This window comes from Lactobacillus acidophilus (assembly GCF_034298135.1).
Classification (GTDB): Bacteria; Bacillota; Bacilli; order Lactobacillales; family Lactobacillaceae; genus Lactobacillus; species Lactobacillus acidophilus.
In genome coordinates, this window is record NZ_CP139575.1 from 277,595 (window position 1) to 294,043 (window position 16,449).

At 35.5% G+C, this 16,449-nt stretch carries 20 protein-coding genes and 1 other annotated feature; of the genes, 19 read left to right on the plus strand and 1 reads right to left on the minus strand.

The features are described 5' to 3' along the window. Window positions 1-3 precede the first annotated feature (3 nt). The 12 genes from mutM to rplT all read left to right on the plus strand — a co-directional run bounded on the left by mutM (window position 4) and on the right by rplT (window position 9,413). On the plus strand, window positions 4-834 hold the full coding sequence (gene mutM, locus SO785_RS01205) for a bifunctional DNA-formamidopyrimidine glycosylase/DNA-(apurinic or apyrimidinic site) lyase (RefSeq protein WP_003548349.1): 831 nt from the start codon (window positions 4-6) through the stop codon (window positions 832-834). Continuing rightward, window positions 831-1,433 (plus strand): dephospho-CoA kinase, encoded by a 603-nt coding sequence (coaE, locus tag SO785_RS01210; RefSeq protein WP_003548347.1) that lies wholly within the window; start codon window positions 831-833, stop codon window positions 1,431-1,433. The genes mutM and coaE overlap by 4 nt, the downstream gene beginning before the upstream one ends. Window positions 1,434-1,435: 2 nt before the next feature. After that, on the plus strand, window positions 1,436-1,903 hold the full coding sequence (nrdR, locus tag SO785_RS01215; protein ID WP_003548345.1) for a transcriptional regulator NrdR: 468 nt from the start codon (window positions 1,436-1,438) through the stop codon (window positions 1,901-1,903). A 2-nt stretch (window positions 1,904-1,905) separates the two neighbouring features. Beyond that, the gene (locus SO785_RS01220) at window positions 1,906-3,246 is read left to right on the plus strand and encodes a replication initiation and membrane attachment family protein (protein ID WP_003548343.1); all 1,341 of its coding nucleotides are present in this window, start codon (window positions 1,906-1,908) and stop codon (window positions 3,244-3,246) included. A gap of 9 nt (window positions 3,247-3,255) precedes the next feature. Next, the gene (gene dnaI / locus SO785_RS01225; RefSeq protein WP_011254494.1) at window positions 3,256-4,164 is read left to right on the plus strand and encodes a primosomal protein DnaI; all 909 of its coding nucleotides are present in this window, start codon (window positions 3,256-3,258) and stop codon (window positions 4,162-4,164) included. Between the two features lie 279 nt (window positions 4,165-4,443). Next, window positions 4,444-6,378 carry a threonine--tRNA ligase gene (gene thrS / locus SO785_RS01230; RefSeq protein WP_003548338.1) on the plus strand — a complete coding sequence of 645 codons (1,935 nt, stop codon included), beginning with the start codon at window positions 4,444-4,446 and terminating at the stop codon, window positions 6,376-6,378. 157 nt (window positions 6,379-6,535) lie between these two features. Further along, window positions 6,536-6,970: a LytTR family DNA-binding domain-containing protein gene (locus tag SO785_RS01235; RefSeq protein ID WP_003548336.1), complete on the plus strand. Its 435-nt coding sequence runs from the start codon at window positions 6,536-6,538 to the stop codon at window positions 6,968-6,970. Continuing rightward, the gene (locus SO785_RS01240) at window positions 6,967-7,392 is read left to right on the plus strand and encodes a DUF3021 domain-containing protein (protein WP_003548334.1); all 426 of its coding nucleotides are present in this window, start codon (window positions 6,967-6,969) and stop codon (window positions 7,390-7,392) included. Before SO785_RS01235 ends, SO785_RS01240 begins: the two co-directional genes overlap by 4 nt. Before the next feature lie 141 nt (window positions 7,393-7,533). Beyond that, complete coding sequence (locus SO785_RS01245; RefSeq protein ID WP_011254493.1) at window positions 7,534-8,049, plus strand: hypothetical protein; 516 nt, start codon at window positions 7,534-7,536, stop codon at window positions 8,047-8,049. 72 nt (window positions 8,050-8,121) lie between these two features. Further along, window positions 8,122-8,234 (plus strand) — a sequence feature (ribosomal protein L20 leader region). A 25-nt stretch (window positions 8,235-8,259) separates the two neighbouring features. After that, the gene (gene infC, locus SO785_RS01250; protein ID WP_075917325.1) at window positions 8,260-8,793 is read left to right on the plus strand and encodes a translation initiation factor IF-3; all 534 of its coding nucleotides are present in this window, start codon (window positions 8,260-8,262) and stop codon (window positions 8,791-8,793) included. Between the two features lie 21 nt (window positions 8,794-8,814). Further along, window positions 8,815-9,015, plus strand: coding sequence for a 50S ribosomal protein L35 (gene rpmI / locus SO785_RS01255; RefSeq protein ID WP_003548328.1), 201 nt, complete (start codon window positions 8,815-8,817; stop codon window positions 9,013-9,015). 41 nt (window positions 9,016-9,056) lie between these two features. Next, window positions 9,057-9,413, plus strand: coding sequence for a 50S ribosomal protein L20 (gene rplT / locus SO785_RS01260; protein ID WP_003548326.1), 357 nt, complete (start codon window positions 9,057-9,059; stop codon window positions 9,411-9,413). 49 nt (window positions 9,414-9,462) lie between these two features. On the opposite strand, the gene add is transcribed toward rplT, so the two are convergent. Beyond that, a complete protein-coding gene (gene add / locus SO785_RS01265) occupies window positions 9,463-10,464 on the minus strand; it encodes an adenosine deaminase (protein WP_003548323.1) in 1,002 nt (333 codons plus the stop codon). A gap of 242 nt (window positions 10,465-10,706) precedes the next feature. On the opposite strand from add, the gene SO785_RS01270 reads away from it, so the two are divergent. From SO785_RS01270 to SO785_RS01300, 7 genes are all read left to right on the plus strand, one after another. Further along, window positions 10,707-11,864: an RNA-guided endonuclease InsQ/TnpB family protein gene (locus SO785_RS01270; protein ID WP_021721374.1), complete on the plus strand. Its 1,158-nt coding sequence runs from the start codon at window positions 10,707-10,709 to the stop codon at window positions 11,862-11,864. Window positions 11,865-12,007: 143 nt separating this feature from the next. Beyond that, window positions 12,008-12,580, plus strand: coding sequence for a YqeG family HAD IIIA-type phosphatase (locus SO785_RS01275; protein ID WP_324256102.1), 573 nt, complete (start codon window positions 12,008-12,010; stop codon window positions 12,578-12,580). Next, window positions 12,573-13,682, plus strand: coding sequence for a ribosome biogenesis GTPase YqeH (gene yqeH, locus SO785_RS01280; RefSeq protein WP_003548317.1), 1,110 nt, complete (start codon window positions 12,573-12,575; stop codon window positions 13,680-13,682). The genes SO785_RS01275 and yqeH overlap by 8 nt, the downstream gene beginning before the upstream one ends. Before the next feature lie 10 nt (window positions 13,683-13,692). Continuing rightward, window positions 13,693-14,349 (plus strand): nicotinate-nucleotide adenylyltransferase, encoded by a 657-nt coding sequence (locus SO785_RS01285; protein ID WP_003548315.1) that lies wholly within the window; start codon window positions 13,693-13,695, stop codon window positions 14,347-14,349. Then, complete coding sequence (yqeK, locus tag SO785_RS01290) at window positions 14,330-14,929, plus strand: bis(5'-nucleosyl)-tetraphosphatase (symmetrical) YqeK (protein ID WP_003548313.1); 600 nt, start codon at window positions 14,330-14,332, stop codon at window positions 14,927-14,929. The genes SO785_RS01285 and yqeK overlap by 20 nt, the downstream gene beginning before the upstream one ends. Window positions 14,930-14,943: 14 nt before the next feature. Further along, window positions 14,944-15,291 (plus strand): ribosome silencing factor, encoded by a 348-nt coding sequence (gene rsfS / locus SO785_RS01295; RefSeq protein WP_003548311.1) that lies wholly within the window; start codon window positions 14,944-14,946, stop codon window positions 15,289-15,291. A gap of 6 nt (window positions 15,292-15,297) precedes the next feature. Further along, entirely contained in the window at window positions 15,298-16,449 is a 1,152-nt protein-coding gene (locus SO785_RS01300; protein WP_003548309.1) for a nucleotidyltransferase, read from the plus strand.

Genomic DNA, 16,449 nt, shown 5'->3' on the forward strand with positions numbered 1-16,449 from the left:
AAAATGCCCGAGATGCCTGAAGTTGAGACAGTTCGTAGAACATTATTGCCTTTAATTAAAGGCAAGACGATTGAAAAGGTAGTTTTATGGTATCCAACGATTGTGGCTACAGATCATGATGAATTTTTGAAGGAATTACCTGGTAAAAAAATCATTGGAATTGATCGTTACGCCAAATATTTGCTTATTCGATTAAGCGATAATTTGACGATTGTATCGCATTTGCGCATGGAGGGGAAATATCATCTAACTACTGAAGATGCGCCAAAAGATAAGCATGATCATGTAGAGTTTGTTTTTACAGATAAGACTGCATTGCGGTATAATGACGTTCGTAAATTTGGGCGAATGCAGTTAATCATTACTGGCACTGAACGTCAAGTGACAGGGATAAAGAAATTAGGGCCCGAACCTAATACGTCTGAGTTTAGTCAACAATATTTAATCGATAATCTAAAAAAGAAACATAAAAATATCAAAAACGTTTTACTCGATCAAACTACGGTGGCAGGATTAGGTAATATTTATGTCGATGAAACTTTATGGCAAAGTAAAATTCATCCATTAAGTATTGCTAATAAGATTCCTGCTAAAAAAGTAGCTGGTTTATGGGAAAACATTAATCAAACAATTGCGCTAGCAATCGAAAAACGGGGGACAACTGTCCATAGTTATCTAGATGCTAATGGAGAAGTTGGTGGTTATCAAGAAATGCTACAAGTGTATGGGCATGTAGGCGAAGAGTGTCCACGTTGTGGCAATATTTTTGAAAAGATTAAAGTGTCGGGAAGAGGAACAACATTTTGTCCTCATTGTCAGGTGATTTATAAATGACATATGTTTTAGCATTAACTGGCGGAATTGCTACAGGAAAGAGTACCGCTGATCAATTTTTTAAGAATAAAAATATTCCAGTTGTTGATTGTGACCAAATTGCTCATGATTTAATGAAACCTAAAAATGCTTCATGGCAAGCAATTAAAGATAATTTTGGTACAGAATATTTAAATAGTGATCAAACAATTAATCGTAAAAAGCTGGGACAATTAGTTTTTAGTGACCCAACCGCATTAAATAAACTAAATCAGTTGACTCATCCGTTAATTTTCGATAAAACAATACAAAAGATTAAAATGTACCAAGATAAAGACATTGTTATTCTTGATGCACCGGTTTACTTTGAGTCTAATTTAGATAAAAAGAAAATTGCGAACGGAGTTTTGGTAATTACTTTGCCAGAAGCTACTCAAATTAATCGATTAAAGCAAAGAAATAATTTAACTGATGAAGAAGCAAAAATGAGAATCAAAAGTCAGATGCCACTTAATAAAAAAGCGCAAATGGCTGATTTCGTGATTGCAAATACTGGTACAATAGAAGAACTAGAAAATAAACTAGAACAATTATTAATTAAAATCAAAGAAGAGGGATAGCTATGGAATGTCCAAATTGTCATCAAAATGCCTCCCGCGTTATTGATTCACGTCCTAGTGATGAAAACCGTGCAATCAGACGACGCAGAGAGTGTGAAAATTGTGGTTTTCGTTTTACTACTTTTGAAAGAATTGAAACAGCACCATTATTAGTAGTTAAAAATGATGGAACGCGTGAACCATTTAGTCGTAAAAAGATTCTTCATGGTGTTATGGCTGCAGGCCAAAAGCGACCTATTAGTAGTGAACAATTTGAACATCTTGTTGACCAAGTTGAGAATAAGGTAAGAAAACAAGGTGTTAGTGAAATTTCATCTAAAAAGATCGGTCAATATGTTATGGATGATTTGGCAGATTTAGATGATGTAGCATACATTCGTTTTGCCTCGATTTATCGTGAATTTAAAGACATGTCTAGCTTCATGAAGACAATGGAAGATATGATGGCTAAAAAGGAAAAGGGTAATTAATTATGTTTGAGACTTCTGATCCCAAGCATCTTTACTATGTAGCCAATCAAATTACTCTTTTTCCAGAAGATGAAAAAATATTAATCAAGTTATATCAACCATTAGTTGGGGCTGTCGCAGTATCTTTATATCATACTTTAGTCAATGATTATGATCCGTATGGCATGATTTCAGAAGCTAAAGGAATTTATTCACTGCAAGAACAATTAGATTGTAGTTTGAAGCAAATGTTTAATTCATTGCACAAACTTGAAGCTGTGGGATTAGTTCAAACATATTTATCTGATAATGTCTTTAATAATATTTTGGTTTTTAAATTATTGAAGATACCTAGCTCAGATAATTTCTTTTCTACTCCTTTGCTGGCTAGTTTACTCAAAGAAAAAGTAGGGGTTACTACTTTTCATAATTTGAGTCATAATTTTGCTCAAGAAACTAAGTTGAAAGAAAGAGCGATCAAAAATGCGCGGGATGTGTCTGCTACATTTTTTGATGTTTTTCGTTTACCTGGAGATGAAGCAATTACTCCGTCCAATGATGTAATGCAAGCAGCACAAGAGAATCAATCGTATGAGGTAAAAGAAGCCAAGGTTAATGATCGTGACTCTATTGATTGGGATGTAATCAAAGATCAATATGAAATTTATCAGATTCCTGCAAGTGAAGTCGATGCAAAGAAAAATCAAATTCGTGGTCTGATGCAGACATATGGCTTAACCGAAAAAGAATTTGTAGATGAGAGTTTACCTTGTCTTCATGGCTCATATACATTAAATATGCGTGATATTAGCAATACCATAGCTGAAAACTATAAGCGCATGAGCACCAGAGAAAATGTTCAAAAACAATTGAGTCAAGGACAAGAAAAGGCACTGGCTGCTATTAAAGGTATGGACGATGGTGATCGAAAGCTCTTAAAAGAAGCTAATGAGAATTCACCTGCTGAATTTTTGTATAAGCTTAAAACGCAAAAAGGCGGTATTACCAGTGCAAACGAAAAGCAAATTATTAATAATTTACATACACAATATGGATTGCCAGAAGATTTGATTAATATTTTGACTTATACCTGTTTGACATATGATACGGTGATTAGTTCAAATCTTGCTTATAAAATTGCTAATGATTGGCTGCAACATGGTGTCGCCACAGCAACTCAAGCTTTACAATATGTGAAAAAGCGACGTGACAGTTTTGGCAAAAAACAGCGTGTGACACGTAATTTTCAGCCTAAACGGGTGGAAAAAGGTACCGATTGGAGCAAGAAAAAAGCTAAGAAAGATGCTGGGATGTCCACTGAACAATTGAAAAATTTATTTAAGGACTTAAATAATAAAAAGTAGGTGAAAATTGTGGAACCAATTGGAAACGTGATTAAAAAAATTGTAAAAGAGCGTAATTTGGGCAGTAAAGAAGATATCTTAAATCAAGTTTTGCAAGATCCTGATATTAATGCCTTTCTTCAAGCCAATAAAGCCAAGATTGATCAAAAAATGATTAAGAACAGTATGTCTGGATTATACGAATTTTATTCGCAAAAACGTAATCCTAGCAAGGTAATGGCAGGGTATGCTCCACAATTATTTTTAAACGGTAAAGTAATTGATGTTCGTTATGCACCTACACAAGCTAAAGTGGCACAAGATAGAAAAAGAGCAGCTAAAAAACGTCTTCATTTAATAGATTTACCTGGGAGATTGCATGATGTTGAGTTAAGTAAGATAGATATTACGGACGATCGTAATCAGGTCTTAACTTTAATTTATGATTTTTTAAATAAGTATAGTAAAGATTCACATCAACAAGGATTATATTTGTCCGGGGATTTTGGCGTTGGAAAAACCTATATTTTAGCAGGACTGGCTAATTATGTTGTGACAAATATGGAGAAAGACGTTGTCTTTTTACATGTACCGACTTTTATTGCAGGACTAGCTAGTCATTTTGGGGATAATAGTTTGCAAGATGAAATTCGTCGTTTGTCGGAATGTGATCTATTAATTTTAGATGATATCGGTGCAGAAACACTTAGCCAATGGTCACGTGATGATGTTTTAGGCGTAATTTTACAGGCGCGCATGGACAATGTGTTACCAACATTTTTCTCATCCAACTTGGATATGGAAGCTCTTGAGTCGCATTTTGAAGAAACAAGGAATGCGACAGATCCTGTAAAAGCTAGAAGATTAATGCAACGTATACGTTTTCTAGCTAAGGAAGTTGTAGTTTCTGGTCCTGATCGGAGAAATTCTTTGCGATAATTTTGAAAAAAGTCTTGCATCCCAAACTTTGATGCGTATAATTGAAATTAATTAAGCGAACATGATGTTTTTCAACTCAGAGAGAGGGGCCTAGTTCTGGAAGCTTCTCATTAGAAAAACACCCCAATCGTTTATCCCAAAATTGAAAAGAGATAGGTTGGATACCTTTATTAATCCATGTTAAGAGGTTAGATAAACGCTAACCTGAATTTTGGGTGGAACCACGCAATTAACGTCCCAGTGCATTGTCGCACTGGGATTTTTTTTGGAGGTAATTTTATGAGTTTTTCAGTTACTTTGCCAGATGGCTCAAAGAAAGAATTCGACAAGGCTGTTTCAGTTAAAGAAGTAGCTTCATCAATCGCTACTTCTCTTGGAAAGGCTGCTGTTGGTGCTAAGGTAAATGGTCAAGTTAAGCCACTTGATTACGAAATTGATAGTGATGTTGAAATTGCTATCATTACTGATAAGGATGAAGAAGGATTAGATATCTTAAGAGCAACTGCAGCTTTTGCATTTGAAGCTGTTGCTAAGAAGAAGTACCCAGAACTTCGTTTAGGTCAACACGTAGCTGATGAAGGTGGCTTCTATGTTGATACTGACAAGAAGGACCAAATTAAGGTTACTGAATTGCCAGAACTTGAAAAGGCAATGGAAAAGCTTATTAAGAGTGGTCAACCTATTGAACATGTTGTAATGGACAAGTCAGAACTTGAAGAAATGTTCAAGGATGATCCATTCAAGAGCGATCTTTTAAAGAAGATTGACTCTGACAAGGTTGATGCTTACAAATTAGGTGACTTTGTGGACTTTGGCTTTGATGCATTATTACCAAACACTGGTAAAATTAAGCACTTTAAGCTTTTATCAGTAGCTGGTGCTTACTGGCTTGGTAAGTCATCAAACCCTATGCTTCAAAGAATTTTTGGTACTGCATTCTTCAAGGAAGCTGCTTTAAAGGAAGACTTGAAGCGTCGTGCTGAAATTAAGGAACGTGACCACCGTACTATCGGTCGTGACCTTGATCTCTTCTTCGTAGATCCTAAGGTTGGTGCAGGTCTTCCTTACTGGATGCCAAAGGGTGCTACTATTCGTCGTGTTGTTGAACGTTACATCATCGATCGTGAAGTAGCTGACGGTTACAAGCACGTTTACACTCCAGTACTTATGAACCTTGATGCTTACAAGACGTCAGGTCACTGGGCACACTATCGTGATGACATGTTCCCACCAATGGACATGGGTGATGGCGAAATGCTTGAACTTCGTCCAATGAACTGCCCATCACATATTCAAATTTACAAGCACCACATTCGTTCATACCGTGATTTACCACTTCGTGTTGCTGAACTTGGTATGATGCACAGATACGAAAAATCAGGTGCTTTATCTGGTCTTCAACGTGTACGTGAAATGACCTTGAACGATGGTCACACATTTGTAGAACTTGATCAAGTTCAAAGCGAATTTGCTAAGATCTTGAAGTTGATCATGGACGTATACAGAGACTTCGATATTACTGATTACTACTTCAGACTTTCATACCGTGATCCAAAGAACACTGACAAGTACTTTGCAAATGATGAAATGTGGGAAAGAAGTCAAAAGATGCTTAAGGGTGCTATGGATGACCTTGGCCTTGACTATGTTGAAGCTGAAGGTGAAGCAGCATTCTATGGTCCTAAGCTTGATATTCAAACTAAGACTGCTTTGGGTAACGACGAAACTATGTCAACTATCCAACTTGATTTCATGCTCCCAGAAAGATTTGGCTTAACTTACGTTGGTAAAGATGGTGAAGAACACCGTCCAGTTATGGTTCACCGTGGTATTGTTGGTACTATGGAAAGATTCATTGCTTACCTTACTGAAATCTACAAAGGTGCATTCCCAACTTGGCTTGCTCCAGTTCAAGCTGAAATCATCCCAGTTAACAATGAAGCTCATGGCGAATATGCAGAAAAGGTTCGTCAAGAACTTGCTAAGCGCGGCTTCAGAGTAGAAGTTGATGATAGAAACGAAAAGATGGGTTACAAGATTCGTGAATCACAAACTCAAAAAGTACCTTACACTTTAGTATTAGGTGACGAAGAAATGAAGAACGGTAGCGTTAACGTACGTCGTTACGGTACTGATGAAGAAATTTCTAAGAGTCTTGATGACTTCATTAATGAAATTGATGCTGACGTTAAGTCATACTCAAGAGAAAACTAGTCTTAATAAAATAAACAATAAAAATCCGCTAGGAATAATATCCTGGCGGATTTTTTGGTAATAATACCATTCACCGTTAGATTTTTGCCGTTTACCGAAACTTGCTGGTTTTAGTTATTTAGATAGCTATACTAATAAACAAGTAAGGGGGAATGATATGAAAATTAAGTTTAATGTTGACCAGAATTTATCGGAAGAAAAAGCAGAATTTTGGTTAAAAAAGATGACCGAAAAAATGAAACGGATTACTAAAGAACTGAGATCTGAACAAGATTTCCTTTGGGGCTATCAGGATAGGGATGCACATGCAATTAAATTTTCACAGATTTTTGCAATACAGGTGGAAAATGAAAAGACGTTGATATGTACAGAAGCTGATAGCTATGTTTTTAGAGGTAGATTGTATCAAGTAGAGAAAATTTTACCTGATAATTTTGTTGTTGTATCCAGAAGTTCAATTGTTAATTATCACTTGATCGATCATCTGGAAATTATTAGGATAGGCAACATTGATGCTATTATGAAAAATGGTTTGCGAATTCAAGTTGCACGAAGAAAGATTAAATACTTGAAAGAGAGGATAGGATTATGAAAAATTTGAAACAATTATTAGTCAGTGGCTTAATTGGTGTTGGCATTGGCATGAGTTGGCTAGCAGTAGAGATTTTAGGAATGTATTATTCGGAAAATTTGACTAAAAGTACCATTAATGTTTCAACCTTTTTGTTTTGGGTGCTAGCTTCATTTCTAATTGGAGTCTTTTTCTTTTTAGCAGGGTTGGTTTTCAACAATGATAGTTGGTCTTTAAGAAAGCAGATTTTTATTAATTTCTTTGTTTGTTTGGCCGCATGGCTAGTATTTAACTTCTATTTGAATAGCTTTGATTTTGTAGGGATGAATTTATTGCTAGTAATTGGAGAATTTATCATTATGTACACGATTGCATATGGAGCATATTTTTATCATTTAAGAACTGAGGTTAAGCAAATTAATGAAAAATTGAAGAAAGAGTAGATTTTGTAGCATAGCTGATTTAATCAGCTATTTTTATTTAGTAACATAAATGTAATTATTGTAAAAAAAACGTAAAATTAATGCTTCGATCGTAGTTTTTAGTGGCATAATAGACATGTAATTTTGAGAGGAGATATTCAGATGAAGAAAAAAGTTTTCGTATTTTTGGCAGCATTTTTAATGATTTTAGGATTTGCTAGTGCTAATGCTACTACGGCAAATGCAGCAAGTTGGGGTGCTAAAAAAGTTTTTACTACGCCTAAAAACACTCGTGGTACCTGGTATCATAAAGAAGATGGCAAAATAATCAAAACTAAAATTACAGCTCATACTATTAATGGACTCAAACTCTACCAAGTATTGAAGGGAAAAGAATCAGATAAGTGGGCTGATAAGTTAGCAGCTGCTGATGAAAAAGCAAATTATAAATTAGCCGATAAAGTATCTAGTTCAATGTTTGAAGCTTATACTTTTAAATTCCACGGCGTTACGGGCTTTAATGCTAATGGCTGGCTCGCAGGCGCAGGAGATGGTTACTACTATGTTCCTGTTAAAAAGACAATTAAAGGAAAGAAAGTTAATGCTTTACGTGTAGGTGAAGGTGCCGGCAATTATTTTGTAAGTTATGCTTACCAAAACAAAAAGTTGATAAAATAATCTACTACTTTGTGAAAAAAGCTCATAATTTTATTGACGAGGATAGTATTAACGAGTATACTACTACTAGTTGAGAACAAGAAGAAGCACCCGCTTCTCGCCTAAGTTAAGTAAACCTCTAGGCTGATCGATAATTTCTGTTGATTAAAGGCGGGGTGATACTTATCCCGCCTTTTTCTTGTCCTCAAATTAACACGGAGGTGAACAGTTATACCAAGGAGTTTAATCTTAAACGACAGAATTCGCGCTCGCGAAGTTCGTTTAATTGATGAAGATGGTGGTCAAGTTGGTGTGATGAGTAAGAGTGAAGCCTTGAATCGTGCAAGCGATGCAGGTCTTGATTTAGTTCTTATTTCACCCAACGCTAAGCCACCTGTAGCACGTATCATGGACTACGGTAAGTACCGCTTTGAACAACAAAAGAAGCTTAAGGAATCCCGTAAGAAGTCCAAGACAGTTAGTGTAAAAGAAATTCGTTTGAGTCCAACAATTGAAGGCAACGACTTTGAAACTAAGTTAAAACATGTTCGTAAGTTCATTTCTAAAGAAGGGGCTAAAGTTCGTGTTTCAATTCGTTTTAGAGGTCGTGCCATCACTCACAAGGAATTAGGTCAACAAGTACTTGAAAAGATGGCTGAAGCAACTTCAGATATTGCTAATGTTATTAGTAAGCCTAAGATGGAAGGCCGTTCAATGTTCTTAATGCTTGCACCTAAGAGTGATAAGGACAAAAAGAAAAAGTAGTTAATTGGAGGAAATAGAAATATGCCAAAGATGAAAACACACCGCGCTTCTGCTAAGCGTTTCAAGAGAACTGCAAATGGTGGTTTAAAACGTCACCACGCATTTACTGGTCACCGTTTCCACGGTAAGACTAAGAAGCAACGTCGTCACTTGAGAAAGCCTGCTATGGTTTCACGTAGCGACATGAAGCGTATTAAGCAAATGGTTGCTCAAATGCACTAATTATTTGTTCTTGAATCAGACTGTAGTAGGAGGAATTTTAAATGCCAAGAGTTAAAGGTGGAACAGTAACACGTCAACGTCGTAAGAAGATCATGAAGCTTGCCAAGGGTTACCGTGGCGCAAAGCACATGCAATTTAAGGCTGCAAGTACTCAATTATTCGTTTCATACAAGTACGCATTCCGTGACCGTAGAAGACGTAAGAGTGACTTCAGAAAGTTATGGATCGCTCGTATTAACGCAGCTGCAAGACAAAACGACATCTCATATTCTAAGTTAATGCACGGCTTGAAGTTAGCTGGTGTTGACATGAACCGTAAGATGTTAGCTGATATTGCTTACAACGATTCAAAGACTTTTGCACAATTAGCAGACACTGCTAAGAAGGCATTAAACTAATAATTACTTAAAAATAAAGGCCAGGAAAATCATTCCTGACCTTTATTTTTTATTTCTGCAAAAATGCTCGTAATCTAATTTTTTCATCAGGTGTCGTAAATGCAGCGTCAACTGCGTTGAGATAAAGCGTTGTTTCTTCTTCAGGTGTTAAATCAGTTCGTTTTTCAAGCACTTTGTATTCATGGAGTAAATTAGTATCAGAAACCGTCATATCATCGGAATTAAGTGTAACTTTCATCCCTTTATGAAGCAATTTCTTAATCGGATAGGAATCGATTTGATCAAATGCCTTAGTATTCATATTGGAAGTGGCACAACATTCTAGTACGATTTGTTGATCGATTAATTCCTGAGTCAATTGGGTATCTTCTGTGCAGCGAATACCATGACCAATTCTTTTAGCGCCCATTGCTAGTGCTTGACGGATCGAATCAGGACCATCTGCTTCACCAGCATGGATTGTATAAGGTACACCAAGTTGTTGAGCCTGATTAAAGAATGATTTGTACTTAATATTAGGAATAGGACCTTCAGCACCAGCTAGATCAAGCCCAACTACGCCTTTATTTAAGAATTTTTTGGCAAGCTCAACTGTTTCTATATTTTCTTTTTGATTATTAGAAAATCGCATTAAGCATAAAATTAAGCCTGCGTGCAATTCAGGTGAGTCATTTTTTTCTTTTTGATCATACAAAAATTTATTTAAACCACTGATGGCTGCCTTAATTGCATCTTCTTGCGTTAAACCTTCTTTAGTATGAAGCTGCGGAGCAAAACGAATTTCTGCGTAAACCAAACCTTGTGCTTTTAATTCAGTTAGAAGATCATAAACGATCGTTTCAAGGTCATGTCTTGTCTGCATTAATTTATTAGGTAAAGCAAATTTTTCTAAAAATTGATCTAAACTTTTGCAACTAGAATCAACTGACAATTCTTGGCGCAGTTCTTGATCCGTTGGAATAGGCAAATCATGTTCTTGCATTAGTTTCTTTACAGTAGAAACAGGAACTGAACCATCTAGGTGAAGGTGTAAATCGATAAATTTTCTCATTGTCTTCCCTTTCTAAATCTGGATGAACTAGGTTAAATTGTTAGTATTTTATCACGTTTTCCTAAGAATGAAACAAAAGTTTCTAATACAAACACATTTTTGATATTATATATAATGAAAAAAATGGAAAATCAGCTTCACTCAGAAAGATAAACATGGAAAATGAATAAAATTTAATATTTTGTTTGCTTGTGTAAAATTACTCATCTGCTAAACTGGTGTTTGGTTTAGGAGGTGAAGCAATGATTAAAACGCAAGTAGTTAAGCTAAAAGTAAATAAAACAATGCAGAAGCATCTTGATGCTTTGTGCGACTATCGTAGATATTGTTGGAATAAAGGATTGGAGACCTGGCAGTTGATGTATGAGGCCCATACATTAACTACTAAAGATAACCCTAGTCCTAATGAACGCAGAGTTCGTGATGAATTAGTAGCTGGTAAAGCCGACTGGCAATATGATTTATCAGCTAGATGTTTACAGCTAGCTATTAAAGATTTAGCTAATGCGTGGAAGAATTTTTTAGATAAAGCTCAGCCTGACTGGGGGAAGCCAAGATTTAAATCTAAGAAAGCTCCTAGGCAAGGCTTTAAAACAGATCGGGCTGAAATTGTTAATGGCAAGCTTAGACTTGATAAGCCTTGGAGTATCGCAAAAGATAATTGGTTCGATCTAGCAAGCTATGAGGCTTTGAAGATGCGCAAAGTTAAAATAGCAAGTATCTTTAAAGAAAAAGGATTATACTATGCGGCTTTAACCTATGAAGAAAACATTCCGGCTAAGGCTAAAACTCATAAGAAAACTGCAATTGATGTTAATGTTGGACATTTCAACTACACAGATGGTCTAATCAATGTTTTACCTGTTAGGCTGCAAAAGCTCTACAAGCGAATTAAACATTATCAAAGAATGTTAGCTCGTAAAAGAGAAATTAATGGTAAGCTGGCTACCAAGACGAATAATTACTTAGCAGTGAGAGCCAAATTGCAAAGAGATTACCGTAAAGTAGTCAATATCCAAAATGACCTTTTACAAAAATTCACTACTAGGTTAGTGAATGATTACGATCAAATCGTAATTGAAGATTTGGCAGTCAAAGAAATGATGATGACGCATGTGGCTTCAAAGGGCATGCAGAGATCGCTTTTTGGTAAATTCAGACAGATCTTAACTTATAAGTGTGATTGGTACAATAAAGAATTAATTCTTGCTTCTAAAATGTATCCATCAACACAAAGATGTGCAAAGTGTGGATATGTCAAAAAAGGTGATGAAAAGATTACTCTACAAGGTAATCAAAAACATGGTACTAAACATAATGAGTATATCTGTTATCGGTGTGGCTACACTAATGATCGAGATGAAAATGCAGTGCTAAATCTTTTAGCTTTAGCAAAATAAAGAAAATTAATGGGGTTGGCTAGACCCTTAAGCTGTACGAGCTAGTCAATGCGATTACTCCTAAATTGGAATATCGGAATACTGGTGAAGACGACAGTAAAGAAAACAAAGAAAGGAAAAATATATCTTTCTGGTATGTAGAAATCTCATATCTTTCTACATACTTCCATGTTTTATATGGCAGATTTTATATGTTATTTAGACCAAAATATACAATAGATACTATTTACAATTTGGACCCTCGCAAATTAAATGAAATGGGAATAAAAGCAGTTTTTTCAGATTTAGATAATACTCTACTTGCTTGGAATAAATTTGAAACTGCAAAAGAAATGGATAAGCTAAATAAAAAACTTGCTAAGGCAAATATTAAGTTAGTTGTCATCTCTAACAATAATGCCGAACGTGTCGGTAAAGTACTTAACCCATACCACATTGATTTTGTAGCGAAGGCACGTAAGCCTTTGCCGTTTGCCATTACGCGTAAGCGAGAAGAGATGGGATTGAATAAAAATCAAGTAATGATGGTGGGAGATCAACTAATTACAGATATGCAAGCAGGTAATTTAGCTGGCGTTGAGACTGTTTTGGTTAAACCATTAGTTGAGACTGATAAGTGGAATACCCGAATTAATCGTTTCTTTGAGAAGATTATCTTTTTCTTTCTTGGTTTATCACATCGAGTAACATTTAAGGAGAATTTACAAAATGGATGAGGATATTATTTGCGTTGGATGTGGGGCTATTCTTCAATCCGATGATCCTAAAAAAGCAGGTTATTTACCTAAGAGTGCACTAGATAAGGCAAAGCGTGAAGAAAACACAGATGTTTATTGTCAACGCTGCTTTAGATTGCGGCACTATAATGAAATCATGCCTGTTGATTTGAATAACGATGACTTCTTGGCTTTACTTAATTCATTGTCTGAAAAGAAAGCATTAGTAGTTAATGTTGTTGATTTATTTGACTTTTCTAATTCGCTTTTGTCATCATTGAAGCGCTTTGTAGGAAACAATGATTTCATCTTAGTAGGAAATAAGTTTGATCTTTTCCCTAAGAATTCTAAACAAAGCAAAATTAAGGACTGGATGAGACAAGAAGCTAACCGAATGGGATTATATCCCAAGGATATCTTTTTGGTATCAGCTAAAAAGAAAGTAAATTTAGAGAGTTTAATTTCTTATATCAATGATCATTCTCAAGATAAAGATGTTTATTTTGTAGGAACTACCAATGTTGGTAAATCGACATTAATCAATGCAATCATTGATATGATGGGTGATATTCAGGATTTAATTACTACTTCGCGCTTCCCTGGCACCACTTTAGATCAAATTGAAATTCCATTAGAAAATGGTCACTTTTTGATTGATACACCAGGGATTATGACGGATAACCAACTTGCTACACATTTAAATGCTAAAGATTTGGAATTAGTATCACCTAAAAAGCCACTTAAGCCAGCTACTTATCAACTTTTGCCAGGTAACACATTATTTTTGGCGGGACTTGGCAGAATTGATTTTTTGAAAGGTGAATCAACTAGTTTTACAGTATATGTGGCACGTGATATGTATGTTCATAGAACTAAGACTGCCAATGCCGATGCTTTTTATGAAAAGCATAAAGGAGAATTATTGACTCCCCCTTCTGCAGATGATCAGATGGCTCCGCTTAAAGGTAAAGAGTTTAGAACTGATTATAAGAGTGATCTTTTGTTTGGCGGAATCGGTTTTGTGACTGTGCCTAAGGGATGCGTTGTTAAAACTTATACTCCTGATGGTATTGGTTTAGGAATTCGTCGTGCATTAATTTAGAGGTTTTCATATGGTTAATCCAAAATGTATTGAGAAAGAAGCACCTGTTGCCAAAGTTGAATCTAAGTTAGAACGAGAAAATGGTAAGGGTAGACAAATTGGCATTATGGGTGGAACTTTTAATCCAGTTCATATTGCTCACTTAGTTGCTGCAGAGCAAGCAATGACTAAATTGCGTTTAGATGAAGTATGGTTTATTCCTGATAATATTCCACCACATAAGAATGCTCCACTTACTTCAGCTAAGGATCGAGCAACAATGCTTGATTTAGCTACTCGAGATAATCCTAAATTTAGAGTTAAGTTACTTGAATTATTCCGTGGCGGTATTTCATATACAGTTGATACAATGCGCTATTTAAAAGAAAAAGCACCACAAAATAATTATTACCTAATTATGGGTAGTGATCAGGTAAATAGTTTCCATACATGGAAGGAAGCACCAACTTTAGCAAAAATGGTGACTTTGGTGGGTATTCGTCGTCCAGGTTATCCGCAAGATCCACAATATCCAATGATTTGGGTTGATGCACCAGATATTCGTTTAAGTTCAACTGCTATTCGTCGTTCAGTTGCAACCGGCACTTCAATTCGTTACTTAGTACCAGAAGCTGTTAGAAAGTATATTGAAGAAAAGGGGCTTTACCTTGACGAAACTAATTTTTAAAAAAACATATTCGCCATTATCTAGTGATGAAATTATTGCTAAAGAAAAGGCAAATATGGATGATAAGAGATTTCAACACTGCGTACGTGTTAGCGAAACTTCACGTAAATTGGCCAAATTAAATGGCTATGATGAAGATAAAGCGGCACTTGCTGGATTTGTACATGATTATGCAAAACAAGTTCCAATTGAAGAATATCGTAAAGTAATTAAAGAGCAAGATTTTGATAAAGACTTGCTTAATTGGAATCGTGCAATCTGGCATGGTATTGTTGGAACTTATTTTATTGAACATGATTTAAAGATTAGGGACCCCGAAATTTTAACTGCAGTGCGTCGTCATACAACTGGAGATACTGAAATGACCACATTAGATAAAATTGTTTTTATGGCAGATTTTATTGAACCAGGTCGTAATTTTCCAGGAGTAGACAAGGCACGTGAAATTACCTATGCTAATCTTGATGAGGGTGTTGGCTATCAATTAGCACACACTTTAGCATTTTTAGTTGAAAAAAGAAATAAAGTATATCCACGTACGCTTGATGCCTACAATGTTTGGAGTACTACTAATTATTAGAAGGAGAAAAAAATTTGACTAGTCAAGAAATTTTAGATTTTACAACCAAAGCAATTAGTGATCGTCATGGTGAAGATACTGAAGCTTATGACATGCGTGGTGTTAGCATTTTAGCTGATTACTACGTAATTACTAGCGCAGGTTCTAACCGTCAATTACATGCTATTGTTAATTCAATCGTTGATGCGGCTCATGAAAATAATTACACTGATTATCGTATTGAAGGTACAAGAGATTCTAATTGGCTTTTGCTTGATTTAGGTGATGTTGTGGTAAACGTATTTACTAAAGAAGCTCGTGAGTTTTATAATCTTGAAAAATTATGGGCTAATGGTAAACAAATTGAATTAAAGGAAGACTAATAAAATATGAGTGCGGTTGGGATTATTGCGGAATTTAATCCTTTACATAGTGGGCATGAATTTTTATTAAATCAGGCACGACTTATCGCTAAAAAGGATCCAATTGTTGTATTAATGTCCGGTAACTACGTTCAACGTGGTGAAATGGCGATTATGAGTAAGTGGGATAGAGCAAAAGCAGCTCTTCAATCAGGAGCCGATTTAGTCTTCGAAACTCCGTTTTCTACTGCTGTAGAACCGGCAGATTTATTTTCATTAGGTAATATTGATCAGTTAGCCAAATTAGGTGTAACAGATTTAGTGTTTGGTGTTGAAGATGCTAATTTGAATTTTGCATATCTTGGCAGTAGAATTGCTGAAATCCCACAGAATCATATGGATTTTAAGGATTATAGTCAAACTTATTCTACTCAATATAATCAAATGGTTGCACATGAAGTGGGACATGAGATTAATCAGCCGAATGCAATTTTAGGGTTAGCGTATGCTGTCGCAAATCATAATTTAGGTTCGCCTTTAAAACTTCACCCGGTAAATCGAATTGGTGCAGGACATGATGATATTTTACAACGTAGTGGGGTAGTTCAAAGTGCAAGTGCAATTAGAAATTTGCTCTTGCATGGTGAAGACACCAGCAATTTAAAGTATTGGATGCCTAAAAATGAAGCGAATATTTTAGCTAAACAAAAAGTTTATCCTAATTGGAATTTACTTTATCCATTTTTAAAGTACCGTATTGAATCTTCATCTATTGAAGATCTGCGGCGAATTTACCAAATGAGTGAAGGCTTAGAATATAAGATGAAGCAAGAAATTCATCTTGCCCGTGATTTTACTGAATTTTTGCGTAGAATTAAATCTAAGCGGTATACTTATGCTCGTCTACGTAGGTTGAGTTTGTATACTTTATTGAATGTAACCTATGATGATATGCTTGATAGCTTTAATCATGAATCTTTGATGTTATTGGGTTTTAGTAAAAAAGGGCGTCAATATTTAAAGCAAAACCGTAAAAATATTCAAACAGAAATTATTTCTAAAGTTGATAAAAGAAGTGCAAAAAGTGGTTCGCTTGCTTTGCAAGTTAGAACGGATCGCTTATTTGAACAAGTAATGGGTGTTGATCAAAACTTTGGTCAACGACCAATCGAGGTGTAA